The organism is Nonomuraea sp. NPDC048901, from assembly GCF_040649695.1.
Classification (GTDB): domain Bacteria; phylum Actinomycetota; class Actinomycetes; order Streptosporangiales; family Streptosporangiaceae; genus Nonomuraea.
Window position 1 is genome coordinate 473,699 of the sequence record NZ_JBEZFW010000004.1, and the last position, 21,565, is coordinate 495,263.

General features: G+C 69.2%; 20 protein-coding genes and 1 tRNA gene. 16 read left to right on the forward strand and 5 right to left on the reverse strand.

Annotated features, from left to right (window positions below; translation table 11 throughout):
- Nucleotides 1-3: 3 nt before the first annotated feature.
- Nucleotides 4-504, reverse strand: coding sequence for a MarR family transcriptional regulator (locus AB0C30_RS16040; RefSeq protein ID WP_357653720.1), 501 nt, complete (start codon nucleotides 502-504; stop codon nucleotides 4-6).
- A gap of 108 nt (nucleotides 505-612) precedes the next feature.
- On the opposite strand from AB0C30_RS16040, the gene AB0C30_RS16045 reads away from it, so the two are divergent.
- From AB0C30_RS16045 to AB0C30_RS16060, 4 genes are read left to right on the forward strand one after another with little or no spacing between them, the layout of a single operon-like run.
- Nucleotides 613-1,383, forward strand: a complete 771-nt coding sequence (locus AB0C30_RS16045) for a trans-aconitate 2-methyltransferase (protein ID WP_357943904.1) — start codon at nucleotides 613-615, stop codon at nucleotides 1,381-1,383.
- Complete coding sequence (locus AB0C30_RS16050; protein ID WP_357943906.1) at nucleotides 1,380-1,715, forward strand: glyoxalase; 336 nt, start codon at nucleotides 1,380-1,382, stop codon at nucleotides 1,713-1,715. The genes AB0C30_RS16045 and AB0C30_RS16050 overlap by 4 nt, the downstream gene beginning before the upstream one ends.
- Before the next feature lie 53 nt (nucleotides 1,716-1,768).
- Entirely contained in the window at nucleotides 1,769-3,259 is a 1,491-nt protein-coding gene (locus tag AB0C30_RS16055) for a CYTH and CHAD domain-containing protein (RefSeq protein ID WP_357943908.1), read from the forward strand.
- On the forward strand, nucleotides 3,256-4,431 hold the full coding sequence (locus AB0C30_RS16060) for a cytochrome P450 (RefSeq protein ID WP_357943910.1): 1,176 nt from the start codon (nucleotides 3,256-3,258) through the stop codon (nucleotides 4,429-4,431). The genes AB0C30_RS16055 and AB0C30_RS16060 overlap by 4 nt, the downstream gene beginning before the upstream one ends.
- A gap of 3 nt (nucleotides 4,432-4,434) precedes the next feature.
- Here AB0C30_RS16060 and AB0C30_RS16065 read toward each other — a convergent pair whose 3' ends face one another.
- From AB0C30_RS16065 to AB0C30_RS16080, 4 genes are all read right to left on the reverse strand, one after another.
- Complete coding sequence (locus AB0C30_RS16065) at nucleotides 4,435-5,268, reverse strand: NUDIX hydrolase (RefSeq protein WP_357943912.1); 834 nt, start codon at nucleotides 5,266-5,268, stop codon at nucleotides 4,435-4,437.
- Entirely contained in the window at nucleotides 5,261-7,321 is a 2,061-nt protein-coding gene (locus tag AB0C30_RS16070; RefSeq protein ID WP_357943914.1) for an RNA degradosome polyphosphate kinase, read from the reverse strand. Before AB0C30_RS16070 ends, AB0C30_RS16065 begins: the two co-directional genes overlap by 8 nt.
- A 53-nt stretch (nucleotides 7,322-7,374) precedes the next feature.
- Nucleotides 7,375-8,241: a TetR family transcriptional regulator gene (locus AB0C30_RS16075; protein ID WP_357944594.1), complete on the reverse strand. Its 867-nt coding sequence runs from the start codon at nucleotides 8,239-8,241 to the stop codon at nucleotides 7,375-7,377.
- A gap of 94 nt (nucleotides 8,242-8,335) precedes the next feature.
- Nucleotides 8,336-9,274 carry an acyl-CoA desaturase gene (locus tag AB0C30_RS16080; protein WP_357943915.1) on the reverse strand — a complete coding sequence of 313 codons (939 nt, stop codon included), beginning with the start codon at nucleotides 9,272-9,274 and terminating at the stop codon, nucleotides 8,336-8,338.
- 232 nt (nucleotides 9,275-9,506) lie between these two features.
- On the opposite strand from AB0C30_RS16080, the gene AB0C30_RS16085 reads away from it, so the two are divergent.
- The 12 genes from AB0C30_RS16085 to AB0C30_RS16140 all read left to right on the forward strand — a co-directional run bounded on the left by AB0C30_RS16085 (nucleotide 9,507) and on the right by AB0C30_RS16140 (nucleotide 21,513).
- Nucleotides 9,507-9,578 (forward strand) — tRNA-Gln (locus AB0C30_RS16085).
- Between the two features lie 119 nt (nucleotides 9,579-9,697).
- Nucleotides 9,698-11,149, forward strand: a complete 1,452-nt coding sequence (glmU, locus tag AB0C30_RS16090) for a bifunctional UDP-N-acetylglucosamine diphosphorylase/glucosamine-1-phosphate N-acetyltransferase GlmU (RefSeq protein ID WP_357943917.1) — start codon at nucleotides 9,698-9,700, stop codon at nucleotides 11,147-11,149.
- Nucleotides 11,150-11,213: 64 nt separating this feature from the next.
- Nucleotides 11,214-12,191: a ribose-phosphate diphosphokinase gene (locus AB0C30_RS16095; protein ID WP_357943919.1), complete on the forward strand. Its 978-nt coding sequence runs from the start codon at nucleotides 11,214-11,216 to the stop codon at nucleotides 12,189-12,191.
- A gap of 92 nt (nucleotides 12,192-12,283) precedes the next feature.
- On the forward strand, nucleotides 12,284-12,898 hold the full coding sequence (locus tag AB0C30_RS16100; RefSeq protein WP_225296327.1) for a 50S ribosomal protein L25/general stress protein Ctc: 615 nt from the start codon (nucleotides 12,284-12,286) through the stop codon (nucleotides 12,896-12,898).
- Between the two features lie 60 nt (nucleotides 12,899-12,958).
- Nucleotides 12,959-13,543, forward strand: a complete 585-nt coding sequence (gene pth, locus AB0C30_RS16105; protein ID WP_357943921.1) for an aminoacyl-tRNA hydrolase — start codon at nucleotides 12,959-12,961, stop codon at nucleotides 13,541-13,543.
- A 199-nt stretch (nucleotides 13,544-13,742) separates the two neighbouring features.
- The gene (locus AB0C30_RS16110; RefSeq protein WP_357944595.1) at nucleotides 13,743-15,095 is read left to right on the forward strand and encodes a sugar transferase; all 1,353 of its coding nucleotides are present in this window, start codon (nucleotides 13,743-13,745) and stop codon (nucleotides 15,093-15,095) included.
- Nucleotides 15,095-15,859 carry a 3'(2'),5'-bisphosphate nucleotidase CysQ gene (locus AB0C30_RS16115; RefSeq protein ID WP_357943923.1) on the forward strand — a complete coding sequence of 255 codons (765 nt, stop codon included), beginning with the start codon at nucleotides 15,095-15,097 and terminating at the stop codon, nucleotides 15,857-15,859. The genes AB0C30_RS16110 and AB0C30_RS16115 overlap by 1 nt, the downstream gene beginning before the upstream one ends.
- A gap of 18 nt (nucleotides 15,860-15,877) precedes the next feature.
- Complete coding sequence (gene cysD / locus AB0C30_RS16120) at nucleotides 15,878-16,792, forward strand: sulfate adenylyltransferase subunit CysD (RefSeq protein WP_357943925.1); 915 nt, start codon at nucleotides 15,878-15,880, stop codon at nucleotides 16,790-16,792.
- A 4-nt stretch (nucleotides 16,793-16,796) separates the two neighbouring features.
- A complete protein-coding gene (gene cysN / locus AB0C30_RS16125) occupies nucleotides 16,797-18,059 on the forward strand; it encodes a sulfate adenylyltransferase subunit CysN (RefSeq protein ID WP_357943927.1) in 1,263 nt (420 codons plus the stop codon).
- Between the two features lie 269 nt (nucleotides 18,060-18,328).
- Nucleotides 18,329-19,237, forward strand: a complete 909-nt coding sequence (locus AB0C30_RS16130) for a sulfotransferase (RefSeq protein ID WP_357943928.1) — start codon at nucleotides 18,329-18,331, stop codon at nucleotides 19,235-19,237.
- Nucleotides 19,238-19,466: 229 nt separating this feature from the next.
- Nucleotides 19,467-20,387, forward strand: coding sequence for a glycosyltransferase family A protein (locus tag AB0C30_RS16135; protein WP_357943930.1), 921 nt, complete (start codon nucleotides 19,467-19,469; stop codon nucleotides 20,385-20,387).
- A gap of 289 nt (nucleotides 20,388-20,676) precedes the next feature.
- Nucleotides 20,677-21,513: a WecB/TagA/CpsF family glycosyltransferase gene (locus tag AB0C30_RS16140; RefSeq protein WP_357943932.1), complete on the forward strand. Its 837-nt coding sequence runs from the start codon at nucleotides 20,677-20,679 to the stop codon at nucleotides 21,511-21,513.
- Nucleotides 21,514-21,565: the final 52 nt, after the last annotated feature.

Sequence of the window (21,565 nt, forward strand, 5' to 3'; positions counted from 1 at the left end):
GCGTCAGGAGTCGAACGGGGCGAGGAGGGTGCGGAGCAGGGCGGAGAGGGTGCGTTGGTCGGTCAGGGGCAGGCCGGCGAGGAGGTCGTGCTCGCGCCGCAACAGCCCGGCGAACGCCGCGTCCACCCGCGCCAGTCCGCTCTCCGTCAGCGACACCAGCACCCCTCGCCGATCCTCCGGATCCGGCCGGCGCCGCACCAGGCCCGCCTGGGCGAGCCGGTCGATGCGGTTGGTCATCGTGCCCGACGTGACCAGGGTGGCCCGGATCAGGGCTCCGGGACTCAGCTCGTACGGCTTGCCCGCGCGCCGCAGCGCTGTCAGCACGTCGAACTCCCAGGGCTCCAGAGCGTGCTCGGCGAACGCCGCCCGCCTGGCCCGGTCGAGATGTTTAGCCAGGCGGGACACCCGCGACAGCACCTGAAGGGGCTCGACGTCGAGGTCCGGACGCTCTGTCCGCCAGGCCGCCACCAGCCGGTCGACCTCGTCCTGCGGCTCCTCGTTCATGACACCGCCTCGCCATGAGATCGCCAGGTCGGGGGGAGCGCATCCTGCGTCATGGTCAGAGTGTACTGTCTTGACATCGAGATACATATCTCGATATCAATTATCTCTATGTCGAGAGATATCTGGGATCCCACCATATACGCCAGGTACACCGACGAGCGATCACGCCCGTTCTTCGAGCTGACCGCCAGAATCGGCGCCGACAATCCTGATTATGTCGTGGACGCCGGCTGCGGCACCGGCGAACTCACCCTCGAACTCGCCCGCCGCTGGCCCCAGGCTACCGTGGAGGGCTTCGACGCCTCCCCAGCCATGATCACCAAGGCGCGCCAGCACCAGCAGCAGCGGTTCTGGGTCTCGGATGTCACCACCTGGCGGCCCGACCGGCCGGTGGACGTGCTGGTCTCCAACGCCGTCCTGCAATGGGTGCCCACGCACCGCGACGTCCTTGAGCACTGGGTCGACGCGCTCAACCCCGGCGGCTGGCTGGCCTTCCAGGTGCCCGGCAACTTCGACGCCCCCAGCCACGTGGCGATCCGTGAGCTCTGCGCCGCGCCCGAGTGGTCCGATCGGCTCGGCGACCTCAACCGGGGCCGCCCGGTGGACGACCCCATCGACTACGTCGACTTCCTGAGCGGCTGCCGGGTCGACGCCTGGGAGACGACATACGTCCACCTCCTCCAGAGCGACAACGGCGACAACGCGGTACTGAACTGGATCTCCGGCACCGCCCTGCGCCCGGTCTTCGACCGGCTGGACCCCGACGAGCAGAAGAAGTTCACCGCCGAGCTGGGGCAGCGGCTCGACGAGGTCTATCCGGCCAGGCCGTACGGTACGCCGTTCCCGTTCCGACGCGTCTTCGTGGTGGCGCAGAAATGATCACTGGCCTGCATCACGTCCAGCTCGCCGCGCCCGCGGGGAGCGAGCCGCTGCTGAGGGAGTTCTACGGCGGAGTCCTCGGGCTCCAGGGGGTGCCAAAACCGCCTGAACTGGACAAACGCGGCGGGGTCTGGTTTCGTGGCCGCGGGGTTGAGGTGCATCTCGGCATCGAGGACGACTTTCGGCCCGCCAGGAAGGCGCACCCGGCGTTCCTGGTGGACGACCTCGGCGCCTTCAGCACGGAACGACCCGACGACCTGTTCCCCGGCTACCGCCGGATCTACCTCATGGACCCGGTGGGGAATCGAATCGAGCTCCTCCAAGGCGTGTGAAGTTCGTCCAGCGGTGGCATGATTGTCCAAATCGGCCAAGGCTGTGAGGTGCTGTGGGCATCGAAATCGAGGACAAGTTCGACGTTCCCTCCGACTACGCGATACCCGACCTGAGCAAGCTGGCAGAGATCGCGGGCCCGAAGAGTTACCAGCTCGTGGCGCTCTACTACGACACGCCCGACCTGCGGCTGGCCACCCGGGGCATCACGCTCCGGCGAAGACGCGGCGGTGACGACGCCGGCTGGCATCTGAAGCTGCCCAAGGCCAAGGGCGTACGCCAGGAGATCACCCACCCGCTCACCCGGAGCACGAAGGTAGTGCCCGCCGAGCTGGCCGAGCTCGTCCGCGCCTACACCCGCGGCGCGGAGCTCCAGGTGGTGGCCGAGCTCGACACCCGCCGGACCGTGACGCTGCTGCACGACGGCCCGACCGGGCTCGTCGAGATCGCCGACGACCGCGTCAAGGGCACGGTCTTCGATGCCGAAGAATCAGCAGGCGGGCCGCGGGTCGTACGGTGGCGTGAGGTCGAGGCGGAGCTGCTGGAAGGCGACCAAGCCCTGCTCGCCAAGGTCGGCAAACGGCTCAGGAAGGCCGGCGCCACCCCGTCGGAGTCGGCCAGCAAGCTCGCCAGGCTCCTCGAACCGCCACCTGTCGCCCATGCCCCCACGAAGGACGGCTCGGCCGGCCAGACCGTCATGGACTACCTGGCGGGCCAGGTGACGGCCCTCCTCTCACAAGATCCCCGCGTACGGCGAGCGGAACATGACGCCGTCCATCAGATGCGCGTCGCCTCCCGGCGGCTGCGGAGCGCGCTCAGGGCGTTCGGCGGCATCATCACCGGCACGAAGCGGGTCCAGGACGAGCTCCGCTGGCTGGCCACGGTCCTCGGCGAGGCGCGTGACCTGGAGGTGATCAGGGCCAGGTTCGCCCGCGAGCTGGCGGCGCTGGCCCCCGAGCTGGTCACCGGCCGCATCCTGGCCAGGCTCGGCGACGACCTGCACGCCCGCGAGCTGGAGGCGTACGAGCGCATCAAGGACACGCTCAGTGGCGAGCGCTACTACGCGCTGCTCGACGCCCTCGACGCGTTGACGGCCGCCCCGAAGCTGACCAAGGCCGCGGCGGAGCCGGCGCACGACAAGCTCAGCGACGTGGCCGCCGAGAACTGGGACCGGGTGGCCAAGATCTATGACACCGCCCAGGCGATCTCGGACCTCGAACGCCGCGAGCTCGCCATGCACGATGTCCGCAAGGCGGCCAAACGCGCCCGCTACACCGCCGAGGCCCTCCAGCCCACGCTCGGCAAGAGCATGGTCAAGCTGGCCAAGCACGCCGCGGCCGTACAGGAGGTGCTCGGCACCCATCAGGACGGTGTGGTGGCGCAGGAGACGCTGGCCAAGGAGGCGGAGGCCGCGCGGCAGGCGGGTGAGGACACCTTCACCTATGGCCTGCTCATCGGCCTCGAACGGGGCACGGCGGAGCGAGCACACGCGGACTTCCCCAAGGTCTGGGCCGAGACGGCGCGAGCCATTAGGAAACTACTATGAGTGACTTACCAGTCATACCTTTCGAACGACAGGACGCCCTGGAGGTCCCCGCGGCCTATCGGGAGCTGCGGGCCGAGAAGGGCATCACCAGGGTACGCACCCGGGTGGGCGACGAGATCTGGCTGGTCAGCGGCTATGAGGACGCCCGCAAGCTGTTCGCCGACCCCCGGCTCGGGCGTTCGCACCCCGAGCCGGAGAAGGCCGCCCGCGTCTCCGGCTCCGCGCTGCTCGGCGGGCCCCTGGGCGAGAGCGCGACCGAGAAGGCCAACAACGAGCGGATGCGCCGGCTGCTCATGCCCTCCTTCTCCGCCCGCCGGATGAAGGCCCTCAGCGACCACGTGGGCACCTTGGTGGACGAGCGGCTGGACCACCTGGCCACTCTGACGCCGCCCGCCGACCTGCACGCCGAGCTGTCCTTCCCGCTGCCCGTGCTGGTCATCTGCCAGCTGCTCGGCGTCCCCTTCGAGGACCGGGACTACTTCAGCGGCGTCTCCAGCCGGATGGGCGACGTCGCGGACGAGGCCAAGGGCATGGCGGCGCGCGAGGAGCTGGGCGCGTACATGGCCGGGCTCATCGAGCGCAAGCGGCACGAGCCCGGCGAGGACGTCTTGTCTGATCTGGCCGGGGTGCTGGACGACGACGGCAGTGTGGCGCAGCTGGCCGGCGGGCTGCTGTTCGCCGGGCACGAGACCACGGTGAACCGCATCGACTACGGCGTACTGTTCCTGGAGGCCAACCCCGACCAGCGCGCGCTGCTCAAGGCCGATCCCGGACGGGCGCCCGCCGCCGTCGAGGAGATCCTGCGCATGGCCTCGCCCAGCCTGCACGGTCTGCCCCGCTACGCCCACGGCGACATCGAGATCGGCGAGGTAACGATCCGCCGGGGCGAGGCCGTGCTGATCATGCCCGGCGCCGCCAACAGGGACGAGCGGATCTACTCCGACCCCGACACCTTCGACGTCGGCCGGAAGTCCCTGGACCCGCACCTGAGCTTCGGGTACGGCCCGCGCTACTGCATCGGCGCCAGCCTGGCCAGGGTCGAGCTCGAAGGCGTGTTCAGCCGGCTCTACCAGCGCTTCCCGGACCTGCGCGTGGCCGTGCCGCTGGATCAGCTCCGCCGCAACGAGGGCCGGATCACGGAAGGCGTTGCCGAACTGCCAGTCACCTGGTGACTGTCAGGTCGGGTATCGCTCCACGCTGACGACCCGCTCGCCCAGCCGGTGCAGGACGGCGAACGCCCCCTTGCGCAGCTGCACGTCCTTGCCGCTGAGCGAGCGGATCAGTTCGGGCAGCACCTTGCCGTGGCTGGACACGGCCGCCGCCGTCCTGAGCTCCCCGACCAGCGCGGGCGTCTTGTCCGAGTCCTGATCTTCCTCGCTGAGCAGCGGCTCGGTCCTGATGTCCCTGCCGTACGGCTGGAGCGTCTGTACGCATCGGAGGCTGGGCGAGCTGACCAGGACCTCGGGACGGTAGGCGGGCAGTACCCGGGCAATGGTCTGCGCCTGGGCCCTGCCGTCCGTGTCGAGGGGGCGCAGGGCGTCATCACCCTGCCACGCCTGCCTGGAGCCGGCGGAGCCATGCCGGACCAGGACAAGAGGGACGGTGGCCAGCGGCGCCGCCTCCAGCGAGTGGAGCAGTCCCGCGTCCCATTCCCAGGTCAGCAGCTCGCGGGCACGGTCGAGCGGCAGCCAGCGCAGCTCGTCCACCTCGTCGCCGGGGGCGAACGCCTCGCTCTCGTCCGTGGCCTGGGCCGCCCAGTAGTCGACCCGCTTGAGCCGGTCCGTGATCAGGTAGTGGACGGGCGGCAGGGCGCGGCCGAGCGTCGTGACCAGGCCGGTCTCCTCGCGCACCTCGCGCAGCGCGGCGACGATCACGTGCTCGCCCTGCTTCAGCTTGCCCTTGGGAAAGGTCCAGTCGTCGTAGGCCGGGCGGTGGATGACCGCCACCTCGGGGTGGCGCTCGTCACCGCGCCACACCACGGCTCCGGCCGCGCGGAGCGGGTCAGTCATCAACGCTCCTCCAGCGGCGGGTGCCGATCAGAATGCTCTGCAGGTCCTCGCCCGGATGTCGCACCCAGGTGCCGTCGGAGTTCAGCAGCCACGCGCTCGTCGTGTCGGCGGTGGCGCGGTCCATCAGGTCGATGAGGTACGCCCGGTGCTGCTGGCTGGTCACCTTGACCAGGGCCTCGACCCGGCGTTCCAGGTTGCGGCGCATCAGGTCGGCGCTGCCGATCCACACCTCGGGCCGCCGGCCCAGCCCGAACTCGTAGATGCGGGAGTGCTCCAGGAAACGCCCCAGCACCGACCGTACGCGGATGTTCTCCGACAGGTCCGGGATGCCAGGGCGGAGGGTGCAGATACCCCGCACCCACAGATCCACCTGCACACCGGCCCGGGACGCCCGGTAGAGGGCGTCGATGAGCGGCTCGTCCACGAGGGAGTTCGTCTTGATCCTGATGCGCGCGGGACGGCCCGCCTCCTGGTGCGCGATCTCCCGCTCGATCCTGGCCATCAGGCCGCCGCGCAGCGAGTGCGGGGCGACGAGCAGCCTGCGGTAGGCCGAGTGGTTGGAGTAGCCGGTCAGGTGGATGAACAGGTCCGTGATGTCCTCGCCGACCAGCGGGTCCGCGGTGAGCAGGCCGATGTCCTCGTAGTGCCTGGCCGTCTTGGGGTTGTAGTTGCCGGTTCCGATGTGGCAGTAGCGGCGCAGCTCGCCTGACGGCTCCTGCCGGACGACCAGGGCCAGCTTGCAGTGGGTCTTGAGCCCGACCACGCCGTAGACGACGTGGCAGCCGGCCTTCTCCAGCTTGCGCGCCCACTCGATGTTGGCGTGCTCGTCGAAGCGGGCCTTGATCTCCACCACCACGACGACCTGCTTGCCCGACTCGGCCGCGTCGATCAACGCGTCGACGATCGGGGACTCGCCGCTGGTCCGGTAGAGCGTCTGCTTGATCGCCAGGACGTTCGGGTCCTCGGCCGCCGCCTCGATGAAGCGCTGCACGCTGGTGGCGAAGGAGTCGTACGGGTGGTGCAGGAGCACGTCCCGCTCGCGCAGCGCGGCGAAGATGTCGTCGTCGGCCAGCACGGCCTCGGCGGGGACGAACGGCCGATAGCTCAGCTCGGCCCGGTCCAGGTCGGCGAGGGCGTGCAGCCCGGTCAGGTCGAGCGGCCCGGCGAGCTGGTAGATCTCGTGCGGCGCGACTTCGAGCTCCTCGACGAGCAGGTCGAGCACCTCGGGCGTGATGGTGTCCTCGACCTCCAGCCGCACGGCCGGGCCGAAGCGGCGGTTCTTCAGCTCCCGCTCCAGCGCCTGCATGAGGTTCTCGGTGATGTCCTCGTCGACGTCGAGGTCCTCGTTGCGGGTCACCCTGAAGGCGTGGTGCTGGACGATCTCCATGCCCTTGAAGAGCTGGCCCAGATGGGCCGCGATGACATCCTCCAGCGGGACGAATCTGTCCTTGGAGGCGGTGACGAACCTCGGCAGCTGCGAGGGCACCTTGACCCGGGCGAACACGGTGTGATCGTTAGCCGGATTCCGCACCAGGACCGCCAGGTTAAGGCTGAGTCCCGAAATATAGGGGAACGGGTGTGCGGGGTCGACGGCCAGCGGCGTCAGCACCGGCCGGATCCGCTCCCTGAACAGTTTGCGCAGCTCCGTGCGCTCCTCGCGGCCCAGGTCGTCCCATCTGACGATCTCGATGCCCTCGGTGGCCAGCTGCGGGCAGACCTGCTCGTGGAAGACGGCCGCGTGCCGCTTGGCCAGCGTGTGGGAGATCGCGGCGATCCGGGCCAGCTCCTCGCGCGGTTTCAGCCCGCTCTTCGTCCTGAGCAGCAGTCCGGTGGCCATCCGCCGTTTCAGCCCGGCCACGCGTACCCGGAAGAACTCATCCAGGTTGCTGGCGAAGATGGCCAGGAACCGCACCCGTTCGAGGAGAGGGAGAGAGGAGTCTTCGGCCAGTTCCAGCACACGTTCGTTGAACTGTAGCCAGCTCTCCTCACGGTTGAGGAACCTCTCCTGCGGCAGGGGAAGGTCACTCTCGGGGTGAAGCGGTTCCGCGGACATATGAGAAATATGCCCCATTTGGTTGAACAGAACGTGAACTAAGCGGCAACGGCTTATTCCACCTGGTCAGGTTGCTCCAACCGGGCCGCGCGCTCGACCAGCCGGGCCTCCCGCTGGCGCAGTTTCTCCTCGCGCTCGCGGGCCTTCTCGGCCTCCTTCAGCACCCGCTCGCGCTCCTTCAGCTCGCGGACCCTGGCCTTCTCCGCCTCTTTGAGCTCCCGCTGGCGGGCCTTCTCGGCCTCCTTGAGCTCCTTGTCGCGGGCCTTCTCCAGCTCGCGCAGCTCCTTCTCGCTGGCGCGTGGCACGGCGACGACGGGGTGGGCGCGTCCTGTCGCCGTGATGGCCGGCTGCGGGTTGAGCCCGGTCAGGCCGTTCCAGGCCAGGTTCACCACGTGGGCGGCGACCTCCTCGCGGCCCGGCTTGCGCACGTCGAGCCACCACTGGCCGGTCAGGGCCACCATGCCGACGAGCATCTGCGCGTACATCGGCGCCAGTTTGGGGTCGTAGCCGCGGGAGACGAACTCGTCGGCGAGTACGTCCTCGACCTGGCTGGCGATCTCGCTGATCAGGCTCGCGAACGTGCCCGTGCCCGAGGCGGCGTGCGAGTCGCGCACCAGGATGCGGAAGCCCTCGCTGCTCTCCTCGATGTAGTGGAGCAGCGCCAGGGCCGCCCGCTCCAGCTTGATCAGCGAGTGGGAGGCGGAGAGCGCCTCGGTGATCATGCTGAGCAGCTTCTGCATCTCCCGGTCGACCACGACCGCGTAGACGCCCTCTTTGCCGCCGAAGTGTTCGTAGACCACCGGCTTCGAGACCTGGGCCGTTGCCGCTATCTCCTCGATGGAGGTCCCGTCGAACCCCTTCTCGGCGAAGAGGGTGCGGCTGATCTGGATCAGCTGCTCTCTTCGCTCTCTGCCGGTCATCCGCCTGCGAGATCTGGGTTCGGTCACGGTTTCCATAATGGCGGTGCTCGAAGAAGAGCCCGTCATCAACGGACTGGTCATCAACGAGCCGGAATCAGCCAATGCGCTTCGCCGCCAGGCGTTCGGGGGTCGGCCAGCGCACGTCGTGGACCCAGCCGAGCCGCTCGAAGATCCTGATGACGCCGGCGCTGAGGTCGATCTGACCCTTCAGCGCGCCGTGCCTGGCGCAGGTGGGGTCGGAGTGGTGCAGGTTGTGCCACGACTCGCCGAAGGAGGGGATGGCCAGCCACCACACGTTGCGCGACTTGTCGCGGACCTGGAAGTCCTCCTCACCGAACACGTGGCAGATCGAGTTGATCGACCAGGTCACGTGGTGCAGCAGGCCGATGCGGACCAGCGAGCCCCAGAACAGCGCGGTCAGCGCGCCCTGCCAGGACCAGGTGACCAGGCCGCCGAGGATGCCGGGCAGCAGGAGCGAGGTGAGGGCCAGCGGGCCGAACCACTTGTGCAGCTTGACGACGTCTTCGTCCTTGACCAGGTCGGGGGCGTACTTCTCGCGGTTGGTGCGGTCGGCGTCGAACATCCAGCCCATGTGCGCGTACAGCAGGCCCTTGGACAGCGACTTGAAGCCGGGGCCGAAGCGCCACGGCGAATGCGGGTCGCCCTCCTTGTCGGAGAACTTGTGGTGCTTGCGGTGCGTGGCCACCCAGTCGAGCACGGACATCTCCAGCGAGAGGCTGCCCGCGATGCCCAGCGCGATCTTCAGGGGCCGCTTGGCCTTGAACGAGCCGTGCGTGAAGAAGCGGTGCAGGCCGACGGTCACGCCGAGCCCGCTCACCACATAGAAGACGAACGCGATGACGATGTCGCTCCAGCCGAGACCCCATCCCCACGCGAACGGCACCGCGGCCACGATCGCGATGAGGGGGAGCCCCACCACGAGGGCGAAGGTGATGAGTTCGGCCTTGGTCCGGGGCTCGGGTTCGACGTCGGGCTTCGGTCCTGGGGAGGTGCGCTCGGTGATAACGGTCATGGGCTACCTCTCACGACATGTATGAGGATGAATGTCCTGGCTACGCCACCGTAACCTACGCCATCGTAAGTTAGTAAGACCTAAGCGGCGAGTGTGGCGAAGGCGACTTCTGTCCTATGAGAGGAGTAGCTTCTGTGCCTTGCGGCTTTTCGGGCGGTCTGTTATGTGGCGCGCGCGTGGGCCAGGGATCGGTATCGTAGGAGTGCGTCGGACGCTCAGGTGTCCGATTTAGTCCCGGATCGTCTAATCGGCAGGACAAGTGGTTTTGGTCCACTTTGTAGGGGTTCGAGTCCTCTTCCGGGAGCTTGGAGGCACTCCCCGCCGCTAGCGCGCGAGTGTCGGTTGGGTATCCTCACGGTGTCGGGAGGGTGGCGGTGCGACAGCTGCCGCCCCGAACCGCCCAGCCACAGGGAGCCCCAGTCCGTGAGTGTGCCGCGCCCGGCCGCAGTCATCGTCCTCGCCGCAGGCGAGGGCACCCGGATGAAGAGCCAGACCCCCAAAGTCCTGCATGAGATGTGCGGCCGCACCCTGGTCGACCACATGCTCACCGCCGCTCGCGACCTCGGTCCCGAACGGCTCATCGTCGTCATCGGCCATGCCTCCGAACGGGTCGGCGCGCACCTGGCGGAGACGAGCCCCGACGCGCGCGCCGTCGTCCAGCGTGAGCAGCGCGGCACCGGCCACGCCGTCCGCACCGTGCTCGAAGAGCTCGGCACGATCGCCGGCACCGTCCTCGTCACCTACGGAGACGTGCCGCTGCTGCGTACGGAGACCCTCGCCGAGCTGCTCCACCGGCACACGGGTGACGGCAACGCGGTCACCGTGCTGACGGCCGAGGTGCCCGACCCGACCGGCTACGGGCGCATCATCCGCGACTCCGGCGGCGCCGTCCTGGAGATCGTGGAGGAGAAGGACGCCACCCCGGAGCAGCGCGCCATCACGGAGATGAACTCCGGCATCTACGCCTTCGACGGTCTGTTGCTCGCCGACGCCATCAAGCGGGTCTCGACCGACAATTCGCAGGGCGAGGAATACCTCACCGACGTGCTGGCCATCCTGCGGGAGGACGGCCACCGGGTCGGCGCGCACGCCGCCGCCGACTTCACCGAGGTCGAGGGCGTCAACGACCGGGTGCAGCTGGCCGTCGCCCGCAAGGTGCTCAACCAGCGGCTGCTCGAGGGCCACATGCGCGCCGGAGTCACGATCATCGACCCGGCCAGCACGTGGATCGACGTCGGCGTCGAGATCGAGCCCGACGCGGTCGTCCACCCCGGCACGCAGCTGCACGGCCATACCGTCATCGAGGCCGGAGCGGAGGTCGGGCCGGGCTCCACGCTCACCGACACCAAGGTCGGCGCGGGCGCGGTCGTGCGCAACGCGGTCTGCGACCACGCCGTGGTCGGCCCGGAAGCGAGCGTCGGCCCCTACGCCTACCTGCGCCCCGGCACCGTGCTCGGGCACAAGTCCAAGGCGGGCACGTTCGTCGAGATGAAGAACACCCAGGTCGGCGACCGGTCGAAGGTGCCGCACCTGTCGTACGCGGGCGACGCCACGATCGGCGAGGACGTCAACATCGGCGCGGCCGTGATCTTCGTCAACTACGACGGCGTCAACAAACATCGCAGCACGGTGCGCGACGGCGCGTTCGTCGGCTGCGACTCCATGCTCGTCGCCCCCGTGACCGTGGGCGACGGCGCGTACACCGCGGCCGGTTCGGTCATCGACGGCGACGTCCCTCCGGGCGCTATCGGCGTGGCCAGGGCGCGACAGCGCAACATCGAGAAATGGGTCTTGCGCAGGCGCGCGGGCACGAAGTCGGCTGCGGCGGCCGAAAAGGCGCTGGCCGAGCAAGAACAGCAGGAGAGTGGCGCATGACCGAGCTTGCCGAGGTCATCAGTAACAACCGCACCGTGGTCACGAGACCGACGAAGGAGATCTCATGACCAGCATCAAGCAGCCAGGCGAGAAGAACCTCATGCTCTTCTCCGGCCGGGCCTACCCGGAGCTCGCCGAGGAGGTCGCCGAGCACGTCGGCGTCTCCCTCACGCCCACCAAGCTGATCGACTTCGCCAACGGCGAGATCTACGCCCGCTACCTCGAATCCGTCCGCGGCTGCGACGCCTTCGTGATCCAGAGCCACACCGGGCCCATCAACCAATGGATCATGGAGCAGCTCATCATGGTCGACGCGCTGAAGCGGGCCTCCGCCAAGCGCATCACCGTGGTCATGCCGTTCTTCGGCTACGCCCGGCAGGACAAGAAGAGCCGGGGCCGCGAGCCGATCACGGCCCGGCTGATGGCCGACCTGTTCAAGACCGCGGGCGCCGACCGGCTCATGTCGATAGACCTGCACACCTCGCAGATCCAGGGCTTCTTCGACGGCCCGGTCGACCACCTGTTCGCCATGCCGGTGCTCGAGAGCTACCTGAAGAACCGGCTCGACCTGGCCAACACCACGATCGTCTCGCCCGACACCGGCCGGGTCCGGCTGTCGGAGCGCTGGGCCGACACGCTCGGCACGCCGCTGGCCTTCATCCACAAGCGCCGCGACCTCGACGTGGCCAACTCGGTGAAGGTCAACGAGGTCGTCGGCAAGGTGCGGGGCCGCACCTGTGTGCTGATCGACGACATGATCGACACCGCGGGCACCATCTGCAAGGCCGCCGACGCCCTCTACGAGCAGGGCGCCACCAACGTGATCACCGCCGCCACCCACGCGGTGTTCTCCGATCCCGCGGTCGACCGGCTGAAGAACTCCCGGATCTCCGAGGTCATCGTCACCAACACCCTGCCGTTGTCCCAGGCCAACAGGTTCGACAAGCTCACCGTCCTGTCGATCGCACCGCTGATCGCGCGCGCGATCACCGAGGTCTTCACCGACGGGTCGGTCACCAGCCTGTTCGAGGGCGACACCTGAGCCGGTAGACTTTTACGGTTGCGTTCGTAACGCCTTCCGCTAGGGCGGGTGAGGGGGAACGCAAATCCCGCAAAGCATCCCTAGGAGATGTCGTGTCTGAAGTACGTATCGCCGCCGAGCCGCGCACCACGTTCGGCAAGGGCGCCGCTCGCAAGATCCGTCGTGACAACAAGGTGCCCGCGGTCCTCTACGGCCACGGCACCGACCCCAAGCACCTGACGCTGCCCGGCCACGAGGTGCTCCTCGCGCTGCGCACCGCCAACGTGCTGATCCACCTCAAGGGCGACGGCGTCGACGAGCTCGCGCTGCCCAAGGGCGTTCAGCGCGACCCGATCAAGGGCTTCGTCGAGCACGTCGACCTGCTCCTGGTCCGGCGGGGCGAGAAGGTCACCGTCGACATCCCGGTCACCACGGTCGGCGCCGTCAACTCCGAGGGCCTGCTCGACCAGCAGCTCGTCTCCGTCTCGGTCGAGGCCGAGGCCACCCACATCCCGACCGGCGTCGAGGTCGACGTCGAGGGTCTGGTGATCGGCACCGTGATCACCGCCGCGGACCTCAAGCTGCCTGAGGGCTCCACGCTGATCGCCGAGGGCGAGACCGTCATCCTCCAGGTCATCCCCAAGCCGGTCGAGGAGCCCACCGAGGCCGAGGCCGAGGCCGCCGAGGCTGCCGCGACCGCCACGGTCACCGAGGAAGCCGGCGAGTAACCACCGCTGTTCGGCGACGGGGCAGCCGGTTGGCTGCCCCGTTTCGCTTGAGGGAGACACATGGACCGCTGGTTGATCGTCGGGCTCGGCAACCCGGGCGCCGAATACGCCGGCAACAGGCACAACGCGGGCTTCATGGTGCTCGACGAGCTGGCCGCCAGGGCCGGCGGGCGGTTCAAGGCGCACCGGAGCCGGGCCGAGGTCCTGGAGTCCAGTCGCGCGGTGCTGGCCAAGCCGCTGACGTACATGAACCTTTCGGGCGGCCCGCTCAAGGCACTGTCCGACTTCTACAAGCTCGGCCCCGACCGGCTGATCGTGGTCCACGACGAGCTCGACGTCCCCTACGGCGCGCTGCGCGCCAAGTTCGGCGGCGGCGACAACGGCCACAACGGGCTGAAGTCGATCACCAAGGTGCTCGGCACCCGCGACTACCTGCGGGTCCGCTTCGGCATCGGGCGCCCGCCCGGCCGCATGGACCCAGCCGCGTACGTGCTCAAGGACTTCGCCACAGCCGAGCGCAAGGACCTGGGCTTCCTGGTCGACCGGGCGGCCGACGTGGTGGAGTCGCTGATGGAGCGTGGGCTCGAGACCACGCAGAACGAGTTCCACCGCGCCGATCTGCACATTTCCGGCCCTCCTCGCTGACCATCGCATAGAGGCGTTCGCGGTTTCCCACGCGTCGCTCAGCGCTACGATCTGGTGACTGTCTGTTGATCATCGGTCACGTGGAGGATTCGTGCGCGACGGCGATGGGCTGCTGACCGCTGTCCGGTCCGGCCACGCCAGGTCCGGGCGGCCCAGTCCGCACCTGCCCCCTTGGATACGCGCCTACCGTGTGCGCACCATGCTCGGCGACTTCCTGTGCGCGGGGGCGGCGTCCGGGTTCGCGTTCTTCGCCAGGTTCGGCGGTGTCACCGCCTACGCCGCGCCGTACCTCATGGTCAGTATGATCCTGCCGGTGCTGTGGATCTGCACGGTCGCCTTCAACCGGGCCTACGAGCCGCGCATGCTCGGCATCGGCTCCGAGGAGTTCCGCCGCGTCGTGCAGTGCGGCGTCGCGCTGACCGCCGCGACGGCCATCGGCTCCTACGTGACCAAGACCGACATCGCCCGCGGCTACGTGGTCCTCGCCCTGCCGCTGGTGACACTCCTCACTCTTTTCTGCAGGTACGCCCTGCGCCGCTCGCTCCACCGGCGCCGGGCGGCGGGCGCGTGCATGCGCAAGGTGGTGGCCGTCGGGCACGCCTCCGCGATCGCCGAGCTGGTCCACCTGTTCCGCAGGGAGCCCTATCACGGCATGGAGGTCGTGGCCGCCTGCCTGCCCGACGACGCGCCCGGTGAACGGGTCGGGGAGGTGCCCGTCGCGGGCGGCTTCAGCGACGTGTCGATCGTGGTCGACCAGTCCGGCGCCGACACCGTGGCCGTGCTCGCCTGCCCCGAGATGGACGGCCAGGCGCTGCGGCGGCTGGCCTGGCGGCTGGAGCGCACCCGCACCGACCTGGTGGTCGCCCCGGCGCTGATGGACGTGGCCGGGCCGCGCACGATGATCCGGCCGGCCGCCGGGCTGCCGCTGCTGCACGTCGAGCACCCCGAGCTGGCGGGGGTCAGGCAGCTGGTCAAGAACGGTTTCGATCGGGTGGTGGCCGCCCTGCTGCTGGTGTGCCTGGCTCCGTTGCTGGGCGGGCTGGCGCTGGCCGTACGCGTGACCAGTCCCGGGGCGGCGCTGTTCAAGCAGATCAGGGTCGGCAAGGACGGCCGGCCTTTCATGATCGTGAAGTTCCGCACGATGCGGCGCGGCTCGGAGCAGCAGAAGATCACCCTCGTCAGCGACAGTGATGGTGTGCTGTTCAAGGTCCGCAACGATCCCCGGGTGACGCCGCTCGGCACGCTGATGCGGCGGCACTCGCTCGACGAGCTGCCGCAGCTCATCAACGTCGTGCTCGGGCACATGTCGCTGGTCGGGCCGCGCCCGCCGCTGCCGGAGGAGGTCGCCCGCTACGGCGACGACGTCCGCCGGAGGCTGCTGGTCCGACCTGGTTTGACCGGTCTATGGCAAGTCAGCGGAAGATCCGACTTGTCCTGGGAGGAATCGGTCCGCCTCGACCTGCGTTACGTGGAGAACTGGTCTCTCATGCTGGATCTACAGATTCTTTGGAAAACCTGGTCGGCCGTCGCCCGCGGGCAAGGAGCTTATTGATGACGATTCGGGACGACCATGCCCTCGCTGCCGATCTGGCGACGGAGGCTGGCGAGCGGTTGCTGGAGGTTCGCCGGCGTACCGGTTTCGCCGACGCGTCCGCGTTGCGGGCCGAGGGCGACCGTAGCGCGCACGTCTTCCTGATGGAGTCGCTGGCCCGGCTGCGGCCGAGCGACTGCGTGCTCTCCGAGGAGGCCACCCGCGAGGAACGCCTCGACCCACGCAGGCAGAGCGCCTCACGGGTGTGGATCGTCGACCCGCTCGACGGCACCCGCGAGTTCTCCGAGGAGGGCCGGTCCGACTGGGCCGTCCACGTGGCGCTCTGGGAGCAGGGCGCGCTGAGCGCGGGCGCGGTGGCGCTGCCCGCCCAGGGCCGCACCCTCACCACCGCCGAGCCGCCCACGCTGCCCACCTTTGACAAGGGCCGCTTCCGCATCGCGGTCAGCCGCACCAGGCCGCCCGAGTTCGTCCAGAAACTGGCCTATCTGGTCGGCGCCGACCTCGTGCCGATCGGGTCGGCCGGGGCGAAGATCTCCGCCGTGCTCACCGGAGAGGTCGAGGCGTACGTGCACGCCGGCGGCCAGTACGAGTGGGATTCGGCCGCGCCCGTCGCCGTCGCGCAGGCGGCCGGGGCCCACGCCAGCCGCATCGACGGCTCGCCGCTGACCTACAACCAAGCCGACCCCTCACTACCAGATATCCTTGTTTCCCTACCTGACTTGGCGTCTGCCCTGCTCGCCGGGATTCGGGACCTGCATCGCTGAAGGCCGGAGGAAGCCCCTATGCTCCAGCGCGACTACACGACGTCGCAGCTCGACGTACTCGAAGCCGAGGCCATTCACATCATGCGTGAAGTGGCGGCGGAGTTCGAGCGCCCCTGTCTGCTCTTCTCGGGCGGCAAGGACTCCATCGTCATGCTGCGGATCGCCGAGAAGGCGTTCTGGCCGGCACCGATCCCGTTCCCGCTGATGCACGTCGACACCGGCCACAACTTCGACGAGGTCATCGAGTTCCGTGACCGCCGTTCCGAGGAGCTGGGCGCCCGCCTGGTCGTGGCCAGCGTGCAGGATTCGATCGACGCCGGGCGCGTGGTCGAGGAGACGGGCCGCCGCGCCTCGCGCAACCGCCTGCAGACCACCACGCTGCTCGACGCGATCGAGGACCAGGAGTTCGACGCCGTCTTCGGCGGTGCCCGGCGTGACGAGGAGAAGGCCCGCGCCAAGGAGCGGGTCTTCTCCTTCCGCGACGACTTCGGCCAGTGGGACCCCAAGAACCAGCGCCCCGAGCTGTGGAACCTCTACAACGCGCGGATCCGCAAGGGCGAGCACATCCGGGTCTTCCCGCTGTCCAACTGGACCGAGCTCGACATCTGGGACTACATCCGGCGCGAGGGCATCGAGATCCCGTCCATCTACTTCTCCCACACCCGCAAGGTCTTCGAGCGCGACGGCATGCTGCTGCCCGACTCCGAGGTCGTCAAGCGGGGCGATGACGAGCCGCTGTTCGAGGCGGTGGTGCGCTATCGCACAGTGGGCGACATGACCTGCACCGGGGCCGTGCAGTCCACGGCCGCCACGGTCGAGGAGATCATCGAGGAGATCGCGGTCACCCGGATCACCGAGCGCGGGGCCACCAGGGCCGACGACCGCGCCTCGGAGGCCGCCATGGAGGATCGCAAGCGGGAAGGCTACTTCTAAACCCATGGACATTCTGCGTTTCGCGACCGCGGGAAGTGTCGACGACGGCAAGTCCACCCTGATCGGCCGCCTGCTCTTCGACTCCAAGGCGATCTTCGAGGACCAGCTGGAAGCGGTCGAGCGCACCTCGCGCGACCGCGGCACCGAATACACCGACCTGTCGCTGCTCACCGACGGCCTGCGGGCCGAGCGGGAGCAGGGCATCACGATCGACGTGGCCTACCGCTACTTCGCGACGCCGCGCCGCAAGTTCATCATCGCCGACACGCCCGGCCACATCCAGTACACCCGCAACATGGTCACCGGCGCCTCCACCGCCGACCTGGCGATCATCCTCATCGACGCGCGCAAGGGCGTCCTTGAGCAGTCGAGGCGGCACGCCTTCCTGACCACGCTCCTGCGGGTCCCCCACCTGGTCCTGGCCGTCAACAAGATGGACCTGGTCGACTACTCCGAGGAGCGCTTCGAGGAGATCCGCGAGGAGTTCACGGCCTTCGCCTCGAAGCTCAACGTGGCCGACCTGACGTTCATCCCCATCTCGGCGCTCAACGGCGACAACGTGGTCTCCCGGTCCGAGAACATGCCCTGGTACCACGGCTCGTCCCTGCTGCACCACCTGGAGAACGTCCACATCGCCTCCGACCGCAACCTGGTCGACGTGCGCTTCCCCGTCCAATACGTGATCCGCCCGCAGCGGGCCACCGACCACGCCTTCCACGACTACCGCGGCTACGCGGGGCAGGTGGCGGGCGGCGTGCTCAAGCCCGGCGACGAGGTCGTCCACCTCCCCTCGGGCCTGGCCACCCGGATCGCCTCGATCGACACCTTCGACGGGCCGGTGGAGGAGGCGTTCCCGCCCATGTCGGTGACGCTCCGCTTCGAGGACGACATCGACATCTCGCGCGGCGACATGATCGCCCGGCCCAACAACCAGCCGCAGGTCGCGCAGGAGATCGACGCCATGATCTGCTGGATGGCCGACAGCGCCAAGCTGGCGCCGCGCTCCAAGCTCGTGATCAAACACACGACGCGGACCGCTCGGGCGCTCGTCCGTGACCTGCACTATCGGCTCGACGTCAACACGCTGCACCGCGACGAGACGGCCACCTCGCTGTCGCTCAACGAGATCGGGCGGGTGTCGTTGCGGATCACCCAGCCGTTGTTCGTGGACGACTACTCGCGTAACCGGCTGACCGGTGGGTTCATCCTGGTGGACGAGTCCACGAACGCGACCGTCGGGGCCGGCATGATCATGGATCTGCGGTAGCCGACTGATTCATGGCGGGCGTCCGGCGGGCTGGGCGCCCGTGTCGGCGCGCCTGCGGCTAAGGGTTTGGCACAAGCGTCCGGTGGGCCGGGCGCTCGCATCCGCGCCCGTGGCTGAGGGGCTGACGCGGGTGTCCGCCTGGGCTGTGACGGATTGGCGCAGGTGACTCGGGGGCTTAGGTAGATCCTTTGTCGTTTCGCGGATGCGATGATTACTCTCCGCGCTAGCCTCTCCACGTTCCGTATCCGTGACGTGAAGGCCATTCCCCCGTGACGCACCGTTCGACCGCCTACCAGGTGGTCTACCTGGGCGGCCTCGGCCGTAGCGGCACCACGCTGCTCGAGAGACTGCTCGGCGAGATCCCCGGCGTGGCACCCCTCGGCGAGGTCGTACACCTCTGGGCCCGAGGCGTACTGGCCGGCGAGCCATGCGGCTGTGGCGAGCCCTTCCCCGCCTGCCCGTTCTGGCGCGAGGTCGGCGAGACCGCGTTCGGCGGATGGACGCAGGACCTGGCCGAACGCGTCCTCACCCTGCGACACCGCGTCGACCGCACCCGCAGGATCCCCCGCATCGCTCACCCGGAGCTGGCGGAGTACGCCGGCACCTACCAGCGCCTCTACGACGCAGCGGCCAAGACCGCCGGCGCGACGGTCGTGATCGACTCCGGCAAACACGCCTCCCTGGCCTTCTGCCTGGCGGCGGCCGGAGTGGACGTGCAGGTGGTCCACGTGGTCAGAGACCCGCGAGCCGTCGCCCACTCCTGGCGCAAGACCGTCGAACGCCCTGAGGACGGCCGCCCGATGACCCGCTGGGGCTCCGCCCGCACGGCAGCCCACTGGACGGCCCAGAACCTCGCCCTGGACCTCCTCGCCGCCCGCGGGGTCCCGGTGACGAGACTCCGTTACGAGGACCTCCTGGCCGACCCAGCGGCCGCTCTGGCGACATTGGCCGACATCCTGGGCCTGGGCACGGCGCTGCCGTTCCTGACCGGCACGACCGCCCACCTGACCACCGCCCACACCGCCTCGGGCAACCCCATGCGCTTCACCGTCGGCCCGGTCGAACTGCGACGGGACGACGCGTGGCACTCCGGCCTCCCGCGCCACCACCGGCACCTGGTCACGGCCCTCACCTGGCCGCTCAGGTCTCGGTACGGCTATGGGGAGGCGGCGGCATGAGCGGGCCTGGTGCGGACGGGCCTTGGGTGGTCGGTATTCGTGCGGTCGGGTCTCGTGCGGACGGACCTTGGGTGGTCGGTATTCGTGCGGTCGGGTCTCAGGTGGTCGGGTCCCGTGCGGTCGGGTCTCGTGTGTTCGAGTCTCGTGAAGCCGAGCCCTGGATGGTCGGGCCTCGTGAACTGGTTGCCGACGCGGCAGCGTGGGCCGTACCTCTCGAAGTGGGGGTCGCATGAGTGCGTCCGTCGGCGTGGTGATCCCCACTCGGGGTGACCGGCCCGAACAGCTGCGGGCGGCCGCCCGTGCCGTCCTGACCCAGGACTACCCCGGCCGGATCTCGCTGGTCATCGTCGTCGACGGTGGCGATCCCGCCGCAGTCGCCGAGCAGGTGGCCGACGTGGTGACGCCGGGCGCCGCCACGAACGCCCGCCACCGCGTACTCGTCCTGCCCAACGCTCTCAGCGCCGGGCTGCCGGGCGCGCGTAACACCGGCATCTCCGCGTGCGACACCGATCTGATCGCCTTCTGCGACGACGACGACGTGTGGCTGCCGGGCAAGCTGGCCGCGCAGCAGCAGGCGATCGAGGATGGCGCCGAGTTCGTCAGTTGCGGCATCGAGGTCGAGTACGGCGTGCGCCGGGTGCCGAGGCTCGCGGGCAGCGACACGGTCACGGCGGCCGACCTGGTGCGTTCGCGCATGGTGATGGTGCACTCGTCGACGTTCTTGTTCAAGCGTGGCGCCCTGTGGGTGGACGAGAGCGCCCCGGCCGGCCAGAACGAGGACTGGGATCTGGCCCTGCGCGCGGCCAAGCGGCATCCGATCGCGAACGTCGATCGCCCACTTGTACGTATCCGTTGGGGCAATTCCCACTATGTCGCCTGCTGGGCCGACCGCATCGCCGGGCTGGAGTGGATGCTCGCCCGACACCCCGAACTGGCCGTGGATCCGCGCGGCGCGGCGCGGGTCTACGGCCAGCTCGCCTTCCACCACGCCGCGCTGGGGCGGCGCCGTGAGGCCGGTCGCTGGGCCCTGCGCACGTTCGCCGAGCGCATCGGCGAACCACGCGCCCCGATCGCCCTCGCCGTCGCCGTCGGGCTGATCTCCGCGCCGGCGGTGCTCGCCCTGCTCCACGATCGGGGGCACGGCATTTGAGCGCGGTTACGGCGGGCGTCGTTGCAGCGGGCGTCGTCACGGCGGCCAGGGTCTCGGCGGGCGTCCTCTCGGGGGATGTGTTCTCGGCGGGCGTGGCCGCGGCGGGTGTCGTCACAGAGAGCCCCGGCGCAGGGCTTGATGCAGGGAACCGCGATGTGGGGTTCGGTGCAGGGAGCCGCGGCGCGGGGCTCGGTGCAGGGAGTCCCGATGTCGACCCCGTCACACGGGGGCCGGATATCGGGGTTTGACACGGGTGGGGTTCATGGGGACGCGGGGAAAGGGGCCGGGGATGGTTGGGGAGCAGGCGAGGCCGGTGCGGGTGCTGGTCGGGGGTGTTGCCGTCGATCCGCTGACCGAGCGCCAGGTCGTCGAGCACGTCGATGGTGAGCTGGGCGCGGGGAGGGGTGGGCGGATCGTGACGCCGAACGTCGACATCTGCCGCGCCGTCGCGAAGGACGTCAAACTCCGTCACCTCGTCAACTCCGCGGACCTCGTCGTGGCCGACGGGATGCCGCTGGTGTGGGCGTCGCGGCTGCTCGGCACGCCGATACCCGAGCGGGTCACCGGGGCCGACCTGATCTGGTCGTTGAGCAAGCTGGCCGCTCGCCGAGGGTGGCCCGTCTATCTCCTGGGTGGCCCGCCGGGGGTGGCCGCGTCCGCCGCTCATGAGCTCACCGCCTGCTATCCCACGCTTCAGGTCTGCGGAGTGGACGCGCCGCCCTACCGGTTCGAGAGCGGTGCCGGTGAGCGTGAGCGGGTGCGACGGAAGGTCGTGGGGGCGGAGCCGAAGATGGTGTTCGTCGGGCTCGGGTTTCCGCGGCAGGACCGGCTGATCGCGCGGCTTAGCAAGGATCTGCCGGGGGCGTGGTTCGTGGGGTGCGGGTCGGCGATCGCGTTCGCGGCCGGTACGGTGCCCAGGGCGCCCGAGTGGATGCGGGGCGCGGGGCTGGAGTGGGCGTTCCGGCTGGTGAGCGAGCCCGGTCGGCTGGCCAGGCGCTACCTGGTCGACGACCTGCCGTTCGCGGCCCGGTTGCTGGGCGACTGCCTGAGAGCACGGGCCTCGTCGGGAAATACCCAGGACTCGTCGGGAGGCGCACGCGACTCGTCGGGGAGCGCACGCGAATAGGTCGGCCAGGCGACGGTCTCGCTTCCTCAGGGACCCGTACAGACCGCACAGA